The organism is Amycolatopsis tucumanensis (genome assembly GCF_021654135.1).
GTDB classification, from domain to species: domain Bacteria; phylum Actinomycetota; class Actinomycetes; order Mycobacteriales; family Pseudonocardiaceae; genus Amycolatopsis_E; species Amycolatopsis_E tucumanensis.
Genome location: NZ_JAKGSD010000093.1, coordinates 1 through 16530 on the forward strand (window position 1 = coordinate 1; position 16530 = coordinate 16530).

Sequence of the window (16530 nt, forward strand, 5' to 3'; positions counted from 1 at the left end):
CCGCTCCCTGCTCGACACCCGCGCCGCCGCCACCCTCATGGCCAAACTCCGCGACCGCACCCGCGACGACGGGCCGCTGGCCGGGCTCACCGAACGCGAACGCACCCTGCTCGACCTGATTGGCGAAGGACTCACCAACGCCCAGATCGCGCAGCGCATGTACCTCGCCGAAAAGACCATCAAGAACTACGTCTCCCGGCTACTGGCCAAACTCGGACTCGAACGCCGCACCCAGGCCGCCGTCCTCGCCGCCAAACTCCGCACCGGCGAGCACGCCGACGCACCCCGGCCCGGGGCGCCCGTAGTGCGCTGACAGACCACCCGCGAGGGCGAGGGGGAAGGGCCTCCGGCGATCCGCCGGAGGCCCTTTTTACTGCTCAGTTCAGCTCACGCGGCCGACGTGCGCGTCCACTTCGGATGGCCGGTGACCGGCGGTCCGCCTGGCCGGGATGATCACGACCGGGCAGCGCGCGTGGCGCAGGCACTGCGCCCCGACGGACCCGAGCAGCGCCCGGGACAGCCGGCCGTAACCGTGGCTGCCGAGAACGAGCATCGCGGCGTCCGACGACACCGACAGCAGCATCCGCACCGGGTCGCCCTCCACGATCTCGCGCTGCACCGGGACCTCGGGGGCACCGGTGTGCACGCGGTCGATCAGCTCGTCGAGGGCGTGCCGGTGTGCCAGGCGGACCGCTTCCGCGGCCTCGCCGCCGCCGGCGTAGCTCCAGACGTTGACCGCCACCACGTCCCGGCCGGTCGGCGCGGCCTCGGTGATCGCCCAGCGCAGCGCCTCCGCGCTGCCGGCCGAACCGTCCACTCCCACCACGATCGATGCCATCACGTCGTCCTTCCGCACGCCGTTTTCGCCGCGTCCAGCGTCGTGCGGCGCCGGGGACGGCAGGAAGGGCCGTTGGTCCCCGCCACGCGGGCATCCCGGCCCTGCCCGCCACGCCTGGCCTGAGCTGCACTGGAGGCATGACATTTCCCGACGACTACACCGTGAACGCGGCACTGGCGCTGGCCGTGCGCGCGCCGTCGGTGCACAACACCCAGCCCTGGCGGTGGCGGATCGGCGACCGCACCGTCCACCTCTACGCCGACCCGGCCCGGCAGCTGCCGGAGACCGACCCGGACGGCCGCGACCTGCTGCTCAGCTGCGGCGCGGCGCTGCACCACCTGCGGGTGGGTTTCGCGGCGCTGGGCTGGCGCGCCGAGGTGCACCGGCTGCCCAACCCGGCCGAACCCGGTCACCTCGCCGCCGTCGAGCTGCACCGCCACGAACCGGGGCAGGAAGAGATCGCCTTGGCCGCGGCCATCCCGCGACGACGCACCGACCGGCGGCGGCACAGCTCCTGGCCGGTGCCCGACAGCCACATCGAAACCATGGCCGCGCGCGCCGCCGACGAGGGCGTCATCCTGCGCGAGGCCACCGGCTCGGCCCGCTACCACCTGGCCGAAGCGGTCTTCGAGGCGGCGCGCCGCCACGCGGCCGACCCCGCCTACCGGATGGAGCTGGCCGCGTGGAGCGGACGGCACTTCTCCACCGAGGGCGTGCCCGCGGTCAACGCCCCGGCGCCCGATCCCACGCCGGGCGCGCTGCCCGGCCGCCCGTTCGCCGATCCCCAGCTCGCGCAACCGCCCGGCACGAACGGCGAGGACGACGAGACGGTGCTGCTGGTGCTGGGCACCGCGTCGGACGATCCGCTGTCCCGGCTGCGTGCCGGCGAGGCGACCAGCGCGGTCCTGCTGACCGCGACAAACCTCGGACTGGCCTCCTGCCCGCTGACCGAGCCGCTGGAGATCACCGGCACCCGGCAGCAGGTGCGCGACCGCGTCACCGGCGGCACCATGCCGCAGATGGTCCTGCGCGTCGGCTGGGCGCCCGTCAACGCCGACCCGCTGCCCGCCACACCGCGCCGCCCGCTGGCCGAGGTCGTCACCCCGCTCAGCACGCAGTCCGCCACCTGAGGAACCGACCATCGAGAAGGGCGCCGGCCGCGTGGCCGGCGCCCTTCTCGTGCGGGGAGGGAAAACCCCACTCCTGCCGCCCCGCCGTTTCCGGGCAGCTGGAAGTGGGGCTCCTCCGGGGCGAAACAGCCCCCGCCACCCGCCACGAAGGGACGCCAGTCCACACGGCCGGCGTCCCCCTGCCGTCGCAGCGCGGCGCTAACGCCCCACCTGACGCGGCCAGTGTGAGGTCCGCCTCCGGGCTAACGGTCCTCCACATGAACACCCGCCACACAAGAAAACGCCGGCCACACGGGCCGGCGTCCCCTTCCGTCGCAGCGCGGCGCTACCGCCCGGCCTTGCCGTCCCCTGACGACTCGCCCGGCGCGGCCAGCGAGAAGTACGCCTCCTCCTCCTGGGCGACGTGCAGGGTGAGCACGGCGTCCAGGCCGTAGAGGGTCGCGCGCAGGTCGTCGATCTGGTCGGGGCGCAGCCCATCCGGAGCCTCGGCGAGGTGCCGTCCCAGGCGCCGGGTCAGGCGGGTGATCTCGGCGTGCCCCCGGCTCATCGGCACGGTGCTCTCGGAACCGAGCATCCCGGCCAGCGCCGGGTAGAGCTGCGTCTCCTCGGCCAGTTCATGGGGCAGCAGCCGGTCGAGGAGCATCCGGTGGGCGCGCCGGACCGCGGCTTCGGCCTCGGGGCCGGCCCCCCGTGTCAGCGCGTCCGCGGCCTGCCGGACCGCGGCGCGCGCCGGGAGCAGTTCCTCGTGCTCGTGCGCGAAGCGGTGCAACAGGACGTCGGTGGCCGGCTCCGGCTTGGGCCGCCGCCACCACACGACCCGCAGCGCGTTCAGGATCACCACCACGTCGATGGCTTCCTGCACCACGGCACCGGCGACCGGGACCAGCAACCCGAACCCGGCGGCGACCATCGCCAGCGCCGACAGCGCGGTGCCCGTCGCCGCGCTCTGCACGGCCAACCTGCGCGCCCGGCGCGCGATCTCCACCGACTCCGCCAGCCGGTCGATGCGATCGTCCAGGATCACCGCGTCCGCGGCCTGCGCCGCGGCGGTGGAACCCCGCGAGCCGAGCGCGATGCCGACGTCGGCCGCGGCGAGGGCGGGTGCGTCGTTGAGGCCGTCGCCGACCATCACGGTCACCCCGGGGCCACGGCGGACGCGGGCGATCTTGTCCGCCGGGCTGGCCCCGGCCAGGACTTCGTCCAGGCCCAGCTGCTCACCCACCTCGCGCGCGTTGTCGACGCGATCGCCGGTCAGCAGCACCACGCGGTCGAGCCCGATGCCGCGCAGCCGCCGCAGCGTCCGCGCCGCGTCCGGCCGGATCCGGTCGCGGACCAGCAGCGCCGCGAGCAGCCGGTCGTCGCGCGCCACCCAGATCACGGTGGCCAGGTCGAGCCTGCCGCGCCGAGCCGCGGCCATCGCCCACTCCGGCAACGAGTCGTCCGGTGGCTTGCCGACGTGGACGACGCTGTCGCCGACCCGGCCGGAGGCGCCCCGGCCGGGCTCTTCCGTGACCTGCTCGGCGGCAGCGGGCTGGACACCGGCGCGCCGCGCGGCCCGGAGCACCGCTCCGGCCAGCACGTGCGGCGAGTACTGCTCCACGCCGGCCGCCAGTGCGAGCGCCTCGGCTGGGGTGGTGCCCGGCGCGCAGACGATGTCCAGGACCTGCGGGGCCCCCTCGGTGATCGTGCCGGTCTTGTCCAGCAACAGGGTCCGGGCGCGGCCGAGCAGTTCCAGGGCCGCGCCGCCCTTGACGACGACGCCGGCGCGGGAGGCGCTGGACATGCCGCCGGTGATCGCGATCGGGACCGCGAGGAGCAGCGGGCACGGGGTCGCGGTGACCAGCACGGCCACGGCGCGGTCCGGGTCGCCCGTGGCGATCCACGCGACGGCGGCGATGAGCAGCGCCGCGGGCAGGAACCAGACGGCGATGCGGTCCGCGAGCCGGGCGACCGGCGCGGACGACGCCGCGGCCTCCCTGGCGAGCCGGACCACACCGGCGTAGGTGCTCTGCTCGGCGCTCGACCGCGCCGTCAGGTCGGTCGCCGCGCCCGCGTTCACCACGCCGCTGCGGACGGCCTCACCGGCAGGCCGCGCGACCGGGAGCGGTTCCCCGGTGAGCGCCGATTCGTCGAAGACACCCGGTTCGAGCAGTTCCCCGTCCACCGGGACGATCTCCCCCGGCCGCACCACCACGCGGTCGCCGGGGCGGACCTCGTCCACCGGCACGGTGTCGAGCCGCCCGTCGCGGCGCAGGCGCGCCTGCCGTGGACTGCGCTGCAGGAGCGCCGAGAGGTCACGCCCGGCGCGGGCCCGCGCGGCCGACTCCAGGACCCGGCCGGTGGCGACCATGACCGCGATGACGGCGCCGGCCAGGTACTCGCCGACCGCGAGCGTGCCGGCCAGCGCGAGCACGGCGAGCACGTCGGCGCCCCAGCGACGGGCCCGCAGGTCCGCCGCGACCCAGACCAGCGTGGGCACCAGGGCGACCGCGGTGGCGCCGCCCCACAGCCCGTCCGCGACGCGGGGAGCGTCCAGCAGCCAGGCCAGGCCGCCGCCTGTCAGCAGCGCGGCGACCGCGCCGAGCAGCAGCGGTTCGCGCCGCGTCACGGGTACGGGTAGGTCGTCGGGGCGGTGTCGCGGACGATCGCCGACCCCGCGACGCCGCTGAGGGTCACCGTGACCGACAACCCGATGGCCAGGTTGAGGATCGCGGTGGCGAGGCGGGCGTCCAGCGCCGCCGACAGCCCGAGCGGGACCACCACCGCGATGACGGTCAGCAGGACCATGATCCACCCGAAGAAGGCGCGGGCCCGCGGGGTGGTGAGGAGCAGCAGGTGCAGCAGCGCGGTCGCGGCCAGCGCGACCGCGGCGGACACCAGCGCGTAGGTCAGGGTGCTCGCGCCGCCCCAGGTACCCGCCCGCCGCGGCGCGAGCACCGGGATGTCCAGCAGGCCGCGGGCGATGAGGATGCCGACGACGGCGACCAGTGCGGCGACGCACGCGCTCGCCGCGCCACCGGCCCACAGGCGCCCCCCGAGCACCCGTGACGTGGCGCCGGTTCCAGGTTCGTTCATGTCAGCCTCCCACGGAATTTCGCATGCCGGTTTCCGGCGCCTCCCAGCGAACCGCGTGCGCCCGGCCCCGCGACGCGGCCGAGCGTCACCGATCGGCCGGACCAAAGTCCCTGCCGCGGGAGCCCGCAAGCGCCTCCAGCGCCTGCTCGGCGCCGCGGGTGAACACCTCGACGTCCGGGCAAGCGTCGGCGTCGCCCACCACGGTGATCGCCAGCTGCCCCGCGTAGGAGAGCGCGCCGAGGCCGAGGGTGATGTTGCCGATCAGCGGCACGATCGGGAACAACTCGAGCACGCGCGCGCCGGCGAAGTGGAAGGGCTCCGGCGGGCCCGGCACGTTCGCGGCGTAGACGTTCGCCCACCGCTGCCGGTCCATCCTGCGCAGGACCGCGCGCTGCAACGCGCTGACGCGGAAGAGCACGCCGCCGCCCGCGGAACGCTTGTGCTTCTTGCGCTCCGTGGTCTCGGCGGCGATCATCTCAAGCCGCCGCACCGGATCGGCCACGCCGACGGGCAGCCGCACCAGCATCATGCCGTCGAAGTTTCCGCGGAGCCGGTCCCGCGGCTCCTGGTGCAGGGACACCGGCACGTAGGCGCGGAGCGCCAGCGCGTCCACCGGCTCGCCCCGGGCGCGCAGGAGCTCCCGCAGCCCGCCGGACATCGCCGCCATCAGCACGTCGTTGACCTTCGCGCCGTGCGCGGCGCCGATCCGCTTCGCGAGCGGCAGGTCGCCGCGGACGAGCGCGAACCGCCGTCCCGGCCCGATCGGCGTGTTGAGGCTCGTCCGCGGCGCCCGTTCCTCGGCCAGGAGCTCCCGGAAGGCCGGCCACGCCTGGCGCAGCGCGGAAACGGTTGCCGGCAGGCGGGCCGGCACGGACACGCCCCGGCGCACCGCCTGCCACCGGCGCCGGGTGTTGTCGGCCAGCAACTGCACCGCCGTCGGCTCCGGCTCCGGTACCGGCCAGGGCGCCGCGAGGGCACGCACCTCGGGCCCGGGGTCGAAGAACTCGCCGAGCAGGGCGACCGCGGCGACACCGTCGGCGATCGTGTGGTGGAGGCGGACGAACAGCCCGGTGCGGCCGCCGGCCAGCCCGGTCAGCAGCCACATCTCCCACAACGGACGCGATCGGTCCAGCCTGCGCCGCCGGATCCGTTCGACCGCGACCAGGAGCTGCTCGTCGTCACCCGGGGCAGGCACCTCGGCCGCCCGGACGTGGTACTCCAGGTCCACTGTGGACGCGTCGGTCCAGTACGGCGGCCCCAGCCCGAACCGCGGGACCCGCAGGACCTGCCGCATCCGCCGGACCAGCGGGAGGCGCTTCCCGACGACCTCGCGTGCGAGGTCGAGCGAGAAGCGCCCCGCCGTCCGGTTCCCGTCCAGGACCGCCAGCACACCGATGTCCTCCGGCCAGCCGAAGTCGTCCGGCCACAGCATGCCGAGATCCAGCGGGGACAGACGTTCCACGTCGCGTCAGGACTCCGTCTGCGCGCTGACGGGACGCTGCGCGGCCCGGTGCACCGGCACCGCGATCAGGGCCACGCCGCCGGCCAGCAGCGCCAGCCCGACGCCGATCACGATCCAGGCGATGTCGTCGAGCGCGGGAACCGTCGCGCCGATCTCGGCCACCACGTTCACCCCGGGTGAGCCGTCGGCGTTCATCACCACGACCGTCCAGTCGCCGCTGCGCATCGGCCACACCACAGTCTGGGTTCCGCCGCCGCTCGCCTGCGCCGTCCAGATGCCCGCGGTTTCCGGCGCCGGCAGGGTGCGGTTGCCCGGGTGCACGACGAACCGGTCGGTGGACCAGTCGGTCACCGTGGCGTATTGGGCGCCGGCGAGGAAACCGGCCGCGGCGGCGGACGGTGCGATGCCGACGAACACCGGGGTCGCCGGGTCGGCCGCGGTCGCCCGCACCCGCACGTCGCCGACCAGGCGCTGGATGCCGCTCCAGTCGGCGGCCGTGCCGGCCAGTTCGATGTCCTCCGTGGCGATGGCGTAGCCGGTGGCGCTGAGGCTGTTCGAGGCCGACAAGTAGCCGTCGGAGTCCCGCTGCGCGCGGTCCGCCCACAGCAGCGTGCTGCCGCCGGTGAGCAGGCCCGTCGCGGTCAGGGCGAGCACCGCGCCGGTGATCACCGACGCCACCTTGCCGCCGGTCCAGCGGTGGTTCGCCGGCTGCCAGTGCTCGGGCGAGGACGGCTCGGTGACCGGCCCCGCCGGGTCGTGCGCGCCCATGTCGAGGCGGAACGGCGGATAGGCGTCGGTCATCAGCGCGGCGTACGCGGCGACCCGCAGCACCCAGCGGTCCATTCCGAGCACGAAGTCGAAGACCGGCTTCGGGTAGCGGCCGCTGAACAGCAGCACGATCCCGGCCACCAGCACCAGGATGCCGACCAGGCCGCCGGCCGCCCAGGTGAACCCGTCGTCGTCGGTGTACCCGATCAGCCAGGTGCCGCCGCCGGCGAACAACCCGGCGATGATGTAGTGCGGGATGGCCAGCAGCCACCACTTCACCAGCACCAGCCCGCGGGACAGCCGCTCCGGGTAGTCGATCTCCAGCCGCGCCGGGTAGGCGGGCACGTCGGCGAGCGTGAACGGCGGGTAGGCGTCGGTGCCGAGCGCGCTGTAGGAGTAGAACTGCACCCGCCACGACCAGCGCAGCACGCCGACGTTGAAGTCGAAGATCGCTCGCGGGTAGCGGCCGGTCACCAGGATCGCGAAAAACGCGACCACGGTGACCACGAAGAAAGCGAGCCACAGGAACGAAAGCACCACCAGGTGCGGGATGACCAGCAGCCATTTCACCAGCCACAGCCATCGGGACAGCCCGGTGTCGAGGTTCCCCTCGACCCGGACCGGGTAGGTCATGCGGACGTCCATCGGACACCTCCGGCAGAAGAATCGGTCGAAATACCACGCTGCGCGCGGGGGTGGTGTGGTCACCAGGCACGAAGGTCCCGGGTCCGGGGGCATTCCGGCCCCGCCGGGCGGCGGTCAGGACCGGGCGCGCTCCAGCAGGACCCGCCGCTCGGCGGAGGCGATCGCCGCGCGGGCGGCCGGCACGGCGTCCGGGTTGACCGAGATCGACGTGATGCCCAGCCGCACCAGATGCTCGGCGAACTCGGGCCGGTTGGACGGCGCCTGCCCGCACAGCGACGACGTGATGCCGAGCGACCGGGCCGTCGTCACGATCCGGCCGATCGCGTCCAGCACCGCCGGGTCGGATTCGTCGAACAACTCGGCGCACTCGCGCGAATCACGGTCCACACCGAGCATCAGCTGCGTCAGGTCGTTGCTGCCGATGGAGACCCCGTCGATGCCGAGGCCCACGTACTCGGGGAGCCAGTGCACCACCGACGGCACCTCGGCCATCACCCACCGGCGCAGACCACGGGACCGCCCGAGCGGGCTGGCGTCGACCAGGCGCAAGCACTCCTCCAGCTCCCACTTCGTGCGCACGAACGGGATCATCAGGTGCAGATTGGGGGTTTCCTCCCGCACCCGCGCGAGCGCCCGCAGTTCGAGGTCGAACAGGTCCGGCTCGCGCACGTAGCGGAAGCAGCCGCGGTAGCCGATCATCGGGTTGTGCTCGGCGGGCTCGTAGCGCTCCCCGCCGGTCAGGCCGCGGAATTCGTTGCTGCGCAGGTCGGTGGCCCGGTAGACGACCGGGCGGGCGCCGAACGCGCGGGTGATGGTCAGCAGCGACTCGCTCATGGCTGTCACGAACGACTCGCCCTCGCCGCGGGCCAGCAGGTCCCGGGGGTGGCGTCCGCCGAGCGCACTGGTGAGCAGGAACTCCGCGCGCAGCAGGCCGACCCCGTCGACGGGGAGCGCGGCGACGCGCTCGGCCTGGTCGGCGATCGCGAGGTTGACGTACAGGCGGGTGGCGAGGGGCTCGGCGGCCACCGCGGGGGCCGCGACGGGCTCCGTGCGGGCGGGCGCGGCGGTGATGCCGCTGCGGACCTCCCCGGTGCTGCCGTCGACGGTCACCTCCTCGCCGTCGGTCAGCAGCGTCGTCGCGCCGCCCGCGCCGACGACGCATGGGACGCCCAGCTCGCGGGCCACGATCGCGGCGTGGCAGGTCATCCCGCCGCCGTCGGTGACGATCGCCGCCGCGCGGCGCAGTGTCGGCACCCAGTCCGGGTTCGTCATCGGCGCGACGAGGATCTCCCCGCTGCGCAGGGCCTTGCCCTGGTCGGGCCGGGTCAGCACGCGCACCGCGCCACCCGCCCGGCCGGGCGACGCGGCCAGACCGCGCAGCAGCACCTGCCCGGCGGGCTTCGGCTCCGGGCCCAGCGTGGTGATGGGCCGCGTCTGGACCAGCCAGGTCCGGTCGCCGTCCACCGCCCACTCCAGGTCCTGCGGCCGCCCGTAGTGCTCCTCCACGCGCCGGGCGAGACGGGCCAGCTCGACCACCGTGACGTCGCCGAGCACGCGCTGGTGCGCGGCGGCCGCGGACAGCTCGACGCGGGTGTCGCCGTCGAGGCCGTGGACGATCTTGTGGGTCTTGTCGCCGATGCGCACCTCGCGCACCTTCAGGTCGTCCTTGCCGACGACGTAGGTGTCCGGGGACACCGCGCCCGACACCAGCGTCTCGCCCTGGCCGAACACCGCCTCGACCACGACCACTCCCCGGTCGCCGGTGCGCGGGTCGGCGGTGAACGCCACACCGGCGCGCTCGGCCCGGACCATCTCCTGCACCACGACCGCGATCGCCGGCTCGCCGGTGAACCCGCGGCCCGCCCGGTAGGCGACCACGCGCGGGGAGAACAGCGAGGCCCAGCAGTCGGTGAGCCGCTCCAGCAGCGCGTGCTCGCCGGTGACGTTGGTGAAGCTGGCGTTCATCCCGGCGAAGGAGGCGTCCGCGCCGTCCTCCCCGGTCGCCGACGACCGCACCGCGACCACGGCGTCCGGCCCCAGCTGCGCGTAGGCGGCGACCACCTCGGCGCGGACCCGCGGGTCGAGGGTGGCCTTGCGCACCAGGTCCCGCATGCGGTCGCAGTGCTCGGCGAGCCGCTCGGGGTCGTCGGCCAGGCCGAGCGCCTCGGCGTGCAGGTGGGCGAGCTCGTCGCGGACGCCGTCGTACTCGGTGGTCGCCCAGTAGCCCTCGCGCAGCACGACGAACCCGCGCGGCACCGGGAATCCCGCCGCGGTGAGCTCACCCAGGTTCGCGCCCTTGCCGCCGGCCGAGAGGGCGTCGTCGGCCCGGATCGCGGACAGCTCCCGTACGAAAGTCATGGTCCTCGCCTCTCTTCGCGTCCGTTCCACGGTGGCGGAGCCGCGCGGACGGCAGGCAGGGCCGGAAGTCCCCGCCACCCGGTCCGTTCTGCCCTGCCGGAGCGGCGTCCCCGAGCGCGACGCTGTCCGTGACTGACAGAGAGGAAGTCCGATGAGCGAATCCCGCACGATCGTGGTCGGCGTGGACGGTTCGGCGCAGAGCCGCGCCGCATTGCGGTGGGCGCTGGCGGAGGCGCGGCCAGGGGACCGGGTGCGCGCGATGCTGGTCCGCGTCCGCGACGAACTGCTGCCCGGCACGTCCTACGCCATCCAGCCGCACGGGCGGATCCCCGTCGGCGAGGACAGCGCCTACGCCGGCCTGCTGCACTCGACGGTCCAGGAGACCCGGGGCCCGGGGGCGCCGGAGGTGGAAGAGGTCGTGCTCAGCGGCGACCCGGCCACCGAGCTGAACAAGGCCTCCGCGGACGCCGACCTGCTCGTGGTCGGCTCGCACGGCGCGCGGCCGCTGACCGAACTGCTGCTGGGCAGCGTCGCGACCCAGGTGGTGCGGCACGCCCACTGCCCGGTCGTCGTCATGACGGCCCACGCCGCGCAATAGCGGATCGCGCGGCCGTCCGGAAAGGACAGTCCCGGGCGGCCGCCGCGCCGGGCGTCACAGCGTGCTCGCGTGGTCCTGGACGTAGCTGCCCGCGTTCGCCGCCGGCCGCACGTAGTTCGACGGCGGCCGCGACGGGACCTCCAGCGCGGGCGGCGGCACCTCGGTGTAGGGGATGCTGGTGACGAGGTGGTGGATCATGTTGATCCGCGCCGCGCGCTTGTCGTCGCTGTCCACCAGGTGCCACGGCGCTTCCGCGATGCCGGTGTGGACGAGCATGTCGTCCTTGGCGCGCGAGTAGTCGTCCCACCGGGTCAGCGAGTCCAGGTCCACCGGGGACAGCTTCCACCGGCGCATCGGGTCGTCCAGCCGGGCGCGGATGCGGCGCTCCTGCTCGTCCTGGCTCACCGAGAACCAGTACTTGCGCAGCAGGAGGCCGTCCTCGACGAGCATCCGCTCGAAGATCGGGCACTGCCGCAGGAACAGCTGGTACTGCGGTGTCGTGCAAAACCCCATGACCCGTTCCACGCCGGCGCGGTTGTACCAGCTGCGGTCCATCAGCACGATCTCCCCGGCGGCGGGCAGCTGCGCCACGTAGCGCTGGAAGTACCACTCGCCGCGTTCACGCTCGTCCGGCCTTGGCAGGGCGACGATGCGCGCCACCCGCGGGTTGAGGTACTCGGTGACCCGCTTGATGGTGCTGCCCTTGCCGGCGCCGTCCCGGCCCTCGAAGATCACCACAAGCCGCCTGCGCTCGGCGCGCACCCACTCCTGGATCTTCACCAGCTCGCCCTGCAGCCGCACCAGCTCGCGCCGGTAGGCGTCCTTGCGCAGGCTCACCGGACCACCGCCACCGGGCACGGGGCGTGGTGCAGCAGCGCCTGGCTCGTCGAGCCCAGCCCCACGCCGCCGAAGTCGGCGCGCCCACGGGAGCCCACCACGATGAGCTGGGCGTCCTGGCCCGCCGCGAGCAGCCCGCGCACCGGACGGTCGCGCACCACCACCGGGCGCACGTCGACGTCCGGGTACTTCTCCCGCCACCCGGCGAGCCGCTCGGCCAGCAGACGGCGTTCGTCCTCCGCGATGGCGCCGTAGTCGGCGTCCATCGGCAGCACCGACCAGGTCTCCCCCATCGTCATGTCGGTCCAGGTGTGCACCGCGAGCAGCGGCACGCGGCGCAGGTTCGCCTCGTCGAGGGCGAACGCGAGCGCGGCGTCGCCGCCGGGCGAGGCGTCGATCCCGACGACCACGGGCGCGTCCGCGGGCGGAGCGCCGCGCACCACGACGACCGGGCAGTGCGCGTGCGCCGCGAGCGCGCCCGCGACCGATCCGAGCAGCATGCCGGGGAACCCGCCGAGCCCGTGCGAGCCCAGCACCACCACCACGGCCGTGGCCGATTCCTCGATCAGCCGTTCCGCGGGGTGGCCGGTTCGCGCGCCGCCGCGGATCTGCCCGTCCGGGACCGCCGCTGCCGCGGTCTCGGCCTCGGCGAGGCAGTCCGCGTCCTCCCCGACGTGGATCAGCCGCAACGGCCGCTTCCGCAATGCGGCGTCCCGCGCCGCCCAGCGCACCGCGTCCAGCGCCGGGGCCGAACCGTCGACACCGGCGAGCACCGCCTTCTGTTCACGCGCCATGCCCCGACTCTCGCGTGCCGGATCCGGCGGCGGCCAGGGCCGGGCGGCCTCACCCGGGGAGCCCTTCGGCCCTTCCGGGCTCCTCGATTACCGTGGTGACCTCGTCCGCGGGCCGTCGCGGCAAGCCGGGCGTGGTGAAGCCGAAACCCAGGCGCAGCAAGGTGTGCGGCTCACCCTCGTCCCGGAACAGCGTGGCCAGGTCGGCGCGCGTTCCGGGCACCTCGAACGGCTGGGACAGGAACGAAGCGCTCAGCCCGTGCGCGGTCGCCGTGAGCAGGACCCGCTCGACCGCGAACCCGGCCTGCGTGTCCTGCCCCGGCTGCCGGGTGGTCACGACCCCGAGCAGCGGCTGCTGCTCGTACTCCCGCGCCGGCATCTCCCGGCTGCCCGCGAACTCGCGCAACGCCAGTGCCGGCGCCGGGCTGGCCGGGGGTCCCGCCGCGGTCGCCGGCACCCCGGAGCTCTCCCCGCGGGGCCGCCCGGTCCACCGGCCCGCCTCGCCGAGGTAGCGCTCGTCGGTCTCCTGCAGCCGTTCCGCGCGCCGCACCAGCGCGGCGACGGCGTCGTACCGGGCGCCGCGGTCGAGCAGGTGCAGCTCCGCCCCGTCTTCCCGGGCCGCGGCGACCAGCGCCGAGCGGGCGCGCTCGGGTACCGGCCGGTCGTCGAACGGCCTGCGGTTGGTGTGGCGCGCGTGCACGGCCGCCGCCAGTGCGCGCTCCGCCTCGGTGGGTTCGCGCCTGCCCGGTACGTCCACGCTGACCAGCCGCCGCGGCCCGGGCAGGAACCGCACCGACACCCGGCGTCCCTCGGCGCGCAGGGTGATCACCAGGTTGAACGCGGCCGCACCGCAGGCGAGCCTGGCCTGCCGCGCGCCGGGATCGCTCACCGGGAGCACCCGCTCCGGGTCGAGCAGGACGTCGATGCGCGACCCGCGGACCTCGAACCGCCACGGCTGCGTGTTGTGCGGTGAAGGCGCTTTCACCGCGGCGGCCAGCGCGCGGGCGAACCCCTCAGCCATCGGCGCGGTCACCGAGGGACTCCCCCCACGAGCGGGCGCGGTCGAGCTCGCCCGGGTGCAGGTCGCCGGCCTCCTTGCCGGTCACGAAGAAGCTCTCCGGGGCCGCGCTCACCCGGTAACCCTTGCGGCGCAGGTGCTTCGCCGCGGCGCGGGCCGCGGATCCGGTCAGCCACGCTGGTTTCTCGATCCGCGTGTCGAAGGTGACGGCCTGCGTGCCCGGCGACGCGGTGGCCAGGGCTTCCAGCCACTCCCGCAGACCGCGCTTGCGCGAGTGGAGTGGCTGCTCCCCCGCCTGATCCGCGGCCGCGGCGCGGGACCGCTTCCCGGTGAGCCCGTGCACGTGGGTGGGTCCGCCCGCGACGACCAGGTCGACGCCCGTCAGGTCGTCGGGGGCGTCGTCGACGTTGACCACGTCCACGTGCATCCGGCCGGACAGTCCTTTCGCGACCGACCGCGCGACCTCCTCGGTGCTGCCGAACATCGACTCGTAGACGACCAGTGCTCGCATGACCTCCTCCTTCCGTTTCCCCAACCCTGCGGCCGGGCGGGCGCCTGCGGACAGGTGCGAAGGTCCTCGAAAGCGGGGACCTCAGGACCCGCACGGCGGAACGACCACGACCGGGCAGCCCGCGCCCTGCGCCAGCGCCCGCCCGGTCGAGCCGAGCACCAGGCCGCCGACTCCGCCGCGGCCCCGGCTGCCGACCACCACCAGCTGCGCCCGCCGGCTGAGCTCCAGAAGGTGGTGCCGCGGCCGGTCCCGGCGCACGATCCGGTGCAGGACCACGTCGGGGTACCGCTCCTGCCAGCCGGCCAGCCGCTCGGCGATCGTGCGGTGCTCGTCGCCCGCGGCGGGCTCCCACTCCAGGCGCAACCGGTTCCCCGGTGCGGTCACGTATTCCGCGTCGCTGCGGGCGTGCAGCGCGATGAGCGGCACGCCCCGGTGCGCGGCCTCCTGGAACGCCACGGCGATCGCCCGCTCGGCGGCCCCGGAACCGTCGACCCCGGCGACCACCGGGCCGGACGGCGCCGGGCGCCCCCGCACCACGACCACCGGGCAGGCACTGCGGGCGGCCAGGACCAGCGCCGGCGACCGCAGGTTCCGGTCCGCCGCGTGGGCCCGCGCCGAGGCGCCGAGCACCAGGAACGCGGCGGTCGCCGACAACGCGAGCAGCGTGTCGGCCGGCGGTCCGGGAAGCCGCTCCACCCGCAGCGCGGTGCCGTCGTCCAGGCGCACCTCCAGGTCCGCGTCGCCGGCGTGCACCAAATGCAGCGGGAGGTGGCGGCTCGTCGCGAGATCCGCCGCCCACCGCGCGGCGCACCACGATCCGGGCGAGGTGCTGACGCCCGCGACGACCTCACCGGTCACGCACGCGCCCGAAGTCCCGGAGCCCGGCCACCAGCACCACCAGCCCGGCCAGCACGGCCACCGGCTGCAGGACGTTGAACGTCCGGACGATGCCGACCTCGACAGCGATCCACCCGATCAGCACCGCGCCCGCGACGACGGCGGCCGGGCTCGTGCGCGGATCCCGCCGCGCGGCGAGCCAGGTGACCACCGTCATCGGCACGGCGATCAGCACGCCGAGGGTGATCCCAGCGAACACCGTGCTGTCGAAGGGAAGCCGCGCGGTCACGGTGTCGCCAAGATCGACGGCGCCGATCACGAGGCCCACCGCCCCCACCCACGCGGACACAGCGATCAGCGCGGTCAGCGACGCCAGCCACGGCCGTCGCCGCGCCAGGCGCTCGTCGTGGCGCCATCCCAGTCGTTCCCCGAGCTTGTCCATGCCTTTTCCTCTCCTCAGAACGGCGTGCGCCTGGTGTCGAACCGGTCCCACGAGTCCGCCCACTCGTCCCGCCTGCGCCGGTCGAGCGCCCGGCGGTAGAGCCAGAACCCCAGTCCGCACAGCCCCATCACGGCCGCCCAGCTCAGCGCGCCGACGGTCACCCCGTTCACGATCGCGGTCTCCGCCGTCACCGGAGCCGCCGCGGGCTCGCCGTTCTCGTCGATCCAGATGTCCACGGTGTCACCGGCTTCCGCGCCCCGCCGGACGGTGACGCCGCCGGTCGCGGTGCTGCCGCCGGGAAGCGGCCATTCCGCCTCGACGCGGGCCGTGCCGCCGGGCGGGTAACCCGCCGGCGGGGGCGCGTCGGCCAGCAGGGTCGCGGTCACCGCGGTGCGGGTGTCCTGCTGGCTCACCGCCAGCCGCTCCTGCCACTGGTGCACGCGGTCGCCGAGCAGCGCCGCGAACGGGGCCGCGAGCACCACGACCGTGACGGCCACGAGCAGCGCCAGCCGTTCGCGGCGGTCGGACTCCCGCGTCAGCGGGTTGCCGCGCAGGTGCGGCGGTCGCCAGGTCTTCACCGGATCCTCCTCGTGTCGTCCGTTCACCAGGGTCGTCACCGGGCGGCTTTCGGCGAAGGGCCGTTGGTCTCCGCTGTCGCGGCCGTACGTCCCTTCCCGCGCCGCCGCGGCCGGCCGACGATCAGAGCATGCGGATACGGGAACTGATGAGCTCACCGGTCGTCGGCGTCACCGCCGAGGCGACACTGGAGGAGGCGGCGGCGCTGATGCTCGACCGCGGCTACACGACGCTGCCGGTGCTGACCGCCGCCGGCGAACTCGTCGGCCTGGTCACCGAGGGCGACCTCGCCGCCGCCCGGTACGCCCCGGCGCTGCGGGGCCGGACCGAACCCGACGGCGGTGTCATGCTCGGCGTCGACGCGATCACGGTCGGCTCGGTGATGCGGGCCCCGGCGCTGGCCGCGCCTGCCGACGCGGACGTCGCGGAGGTGGCGACCGGCCTGGTCGATTCGCACCAGCGCTGCCTGCCAGTGGTCGACCATGGCAAGGTGGTCGGCATCGTCAGCTGGCGCGACCTGCTGACGCACCTGCTGAACGCACGCGCCGCGCGGTGAAAACCGGCGCCGGCGCACTGGTGCTGCCCGCGAGCCGTTTGCCAGACTGGGGCGGTGATGGCTGAGCACGGTGCTCCCGGGGGCGGGC

At 74.8% G+C, this 16530-nt stretch carries 17 protein-coding genes; 4 read left to right on the plus strand and 13 right to left on the minus strand.

Translation table 11 applies throughout. The features are described 5' to 3' along the window. Positions 1-313, plus strand: a 313-nt coding sequence (locus tag L2C96_RS42655; RefSeq protein ID WP_237340127.1) for a helix-turn-helix domain-containing protein, incomplete at its 5' end; no start/stop codon positions are given. A gap of 69 nt (positions 314-382) precedes the next feature. Here L2C96_RS42655 and L2C96_RS42660 read toward each other — a convergent pair. After that, positions 383-838, minus strand: a complete 456-nt coding sequence (locus tag L2C96_RS42660; protein WP_237340128.1) for a universal stress protein — start codon at positions 836-838, stop codon at positions 383-385. 137 nt (positions 839-975) lie between these two features. Here L2C96_RS42660 and L2C96_RS42665 point away from each other — a divergent pair, with 137 nt between their 5' ends. Continuing rightward, complete coding sequence (locus L2C96_RS42665; protein WP_020420167.1) at positions 976-1968, plus strand: Acg family FMN-binding oxidoreductase; 993 nt, start codon at positions 976-978, stop codon at positions 1966-1968. Between the two features lie 325 nt (positions 1969-2293). On the opposite strand, the gene L2C96_RS42670 is transcribed toward L2C96_RS42665, so the two are convergent. The 5 genes from L2C96_RS42670 to ppsA form a co-directional block, all read right to left on the minus strand. After that, positions 2294-4576, minus strand: a complete 2283-nt coding sequence (locus L2C96_RS42670) for a heavy metal translocating P-type ATPase (RefSeq protein WP_237340129.1) — start codon at positions 4574-4576, stop codon at positions 2294-2296. Next, positions 4573-5043: a DUF6069 family protein gene (locus L2C96_RS42675; protein ID WP_237340130.1), complete on the minus strand. Its 471-nt coding sequence runs from the start codon at positions 5041-5043 to the stop codon at positions 4573-4575. The genes L2C96_RS42670 and L2C96_RS42675 overlap by 4 nt, the downstream gene beginning before the upstream one ends. Before the next feature lie 85 nt (positions 5044-5128). After that, the gene (locus L2C96_RS42680; RefSeq protein ID WP_237340131.1) at positions 5129-6505 is read right to left on the minus strand and encodes a wax ester/triacylglycerol synthase family O-acyltransferase; all 1377 of its coding nucleotides are present in this window, start codon (positions 6503-6505) and stop codon (positions 5129-5131) included. Between the two features lie 6 nt (positions 6506-6511). After that, the gene (locus tag L2C96_RS42685; RefSeq protein ID WP_237340132.1) at positions 6512-7918 is read right to left on the minus strand and encodes a DUF4389 domain-containing protein; all 1407 of its coding nucleotides are present in this window, start codon (positions 7916-7918) and stop codon (positions 6512-6514) included. 114 nt (positions 7919-8032) lie between these two features. Next, positions 8033-10276, minus strand: coding sequence for a phosphoenolpyruvate synthase (gene ppsA, locus L2C96_RS42690; protein WP_237340133.1), 2244 nt, complete (start codon positions 10274-10276; stop codon positions 8033-8035). A gap of 151 nt (positions 10277-10427) precedes the next feature. Between ppsA and L2C96_RS42695 the strand changes: the two genes are divergently transcribed. Continuing rightward, entirely contained in the window at positions 10428-10874 is a 447-nt protein-coding gene (locus L2C96_RS42695; protein WP_237340134.1) for a universal stress protein, read from the plus strand. Positions 10875-10928: 54 nt separating this feature from the next. Here the strand turns inward: L2C96_RS42695 and ppk2 are convergent, their stop codons facing one another. The 7 genes from ppk2 to L2C96_RS42730 form a co-directional block, all read right to left on the minus strand. Then, positions 10929-11711 (minus strand): polyphosphate kinase 2, encoded by a 783-nt coding sequence (gene ppk2 / locus L2C96_RS42700; RefSeq protein ID WP_237340135.1) that lies wholly within the window; start codon positions 11709-11711, stop codon positions 10929-10931. Then, positions 11708-12505, minus strand: a complete 798-nt coding sequence (locus tag L2C96_RS42705) for a universal stress protein (RefSeq protein WP_020420175.1) — start codon at positions 12503-12505, stop codon at positions 11708-11710. The genes ppk2 and L2C96_RS42705 overlap by 4 nt, the downstream gene beginning before the upstream one ends. 49 nt (positions 12506-12554) lie before the next feature. Then, positions 12555-13535 carry an Acg family FMN-binding oxidoreductase gene (locus L2C96_RS42710; protein WP_237340136.1) on the minus strand — a complete coding sequence of 327 codons (981 nt, stop codon included), beginning with the start codon at positions 13533-13535 and terminating at the stop codon, positions 12555-12557. Next, positions 13516-14031 carry a flavodoxin family protein gene (locus L2C96_RS42715; RefSeq protein ID WP_237340137.1) on the minus strand — a complete coding sequence of 172 codons (516 nt, stop codon included), beginning with the start codon at positions 14029-14031 and terminating at the stop codon, positions 13516-13518. The genes L2C96_RS42710 and L2C96_RS42715 overlap by 20 nt, the downstream gene beginning before the upstream one ends. Positions 14032-14112: 81 nt before the next feature. Continuing rightward, positions 14113-14889: a universal stress protein gene (locus tag L2C96_RS42720; protein WP_237340138.1), complete on the minus strand. Its 777-nt coding sequence runs from the start codon at positions 14887-14889 to the stop codon at positions 14113-14115. Further along, the gene (locus L2C96_RS42725) at positions 14879-15310 is read right to left on the minus strand and encodes a hypothetical protein (RefSeq protein WP_237340139.1); all 432 of its coding nucleotides are present in this window, start codon (positions 15308-15310) and stop codon (positions 14879-14881) included. The genes L2C96_RS42720 and L2C96_RS42725 overlap by 11 nt, the downstream gene beginning before the upstream one ends. Positions 15311-15324: 14 nt before the next feature. Continuing rightward, positions 15325-15888, minus strand: a complete 564-nt coding sequence (locus L2C96_RS42730) for an Rv1733c family protein (protein ID WP_237340140.1) — start codon at positions 15886-15888, stop codon at positions 15325-15327. A gap of 128 nt (positions 15889-16016) precedes the next feature. Between L2C96_RS42730 and L2C96_RS42735 the strand changes: the two genes are divergently transcribed. Continuing rightward, the gene (locus L2C96_RS42735) at positions 16017-16442 is read left to right on the plus strand and encodes a CBS domain-containing protein (protein ID WP_237340141.1); all 426 of its coding nucleotides are present in this window, start codon (positions 16017-16019) and stop codon (positions 16440-16442) included. Positions 16443-16530 lie beyond the last annotated feature (88 nt).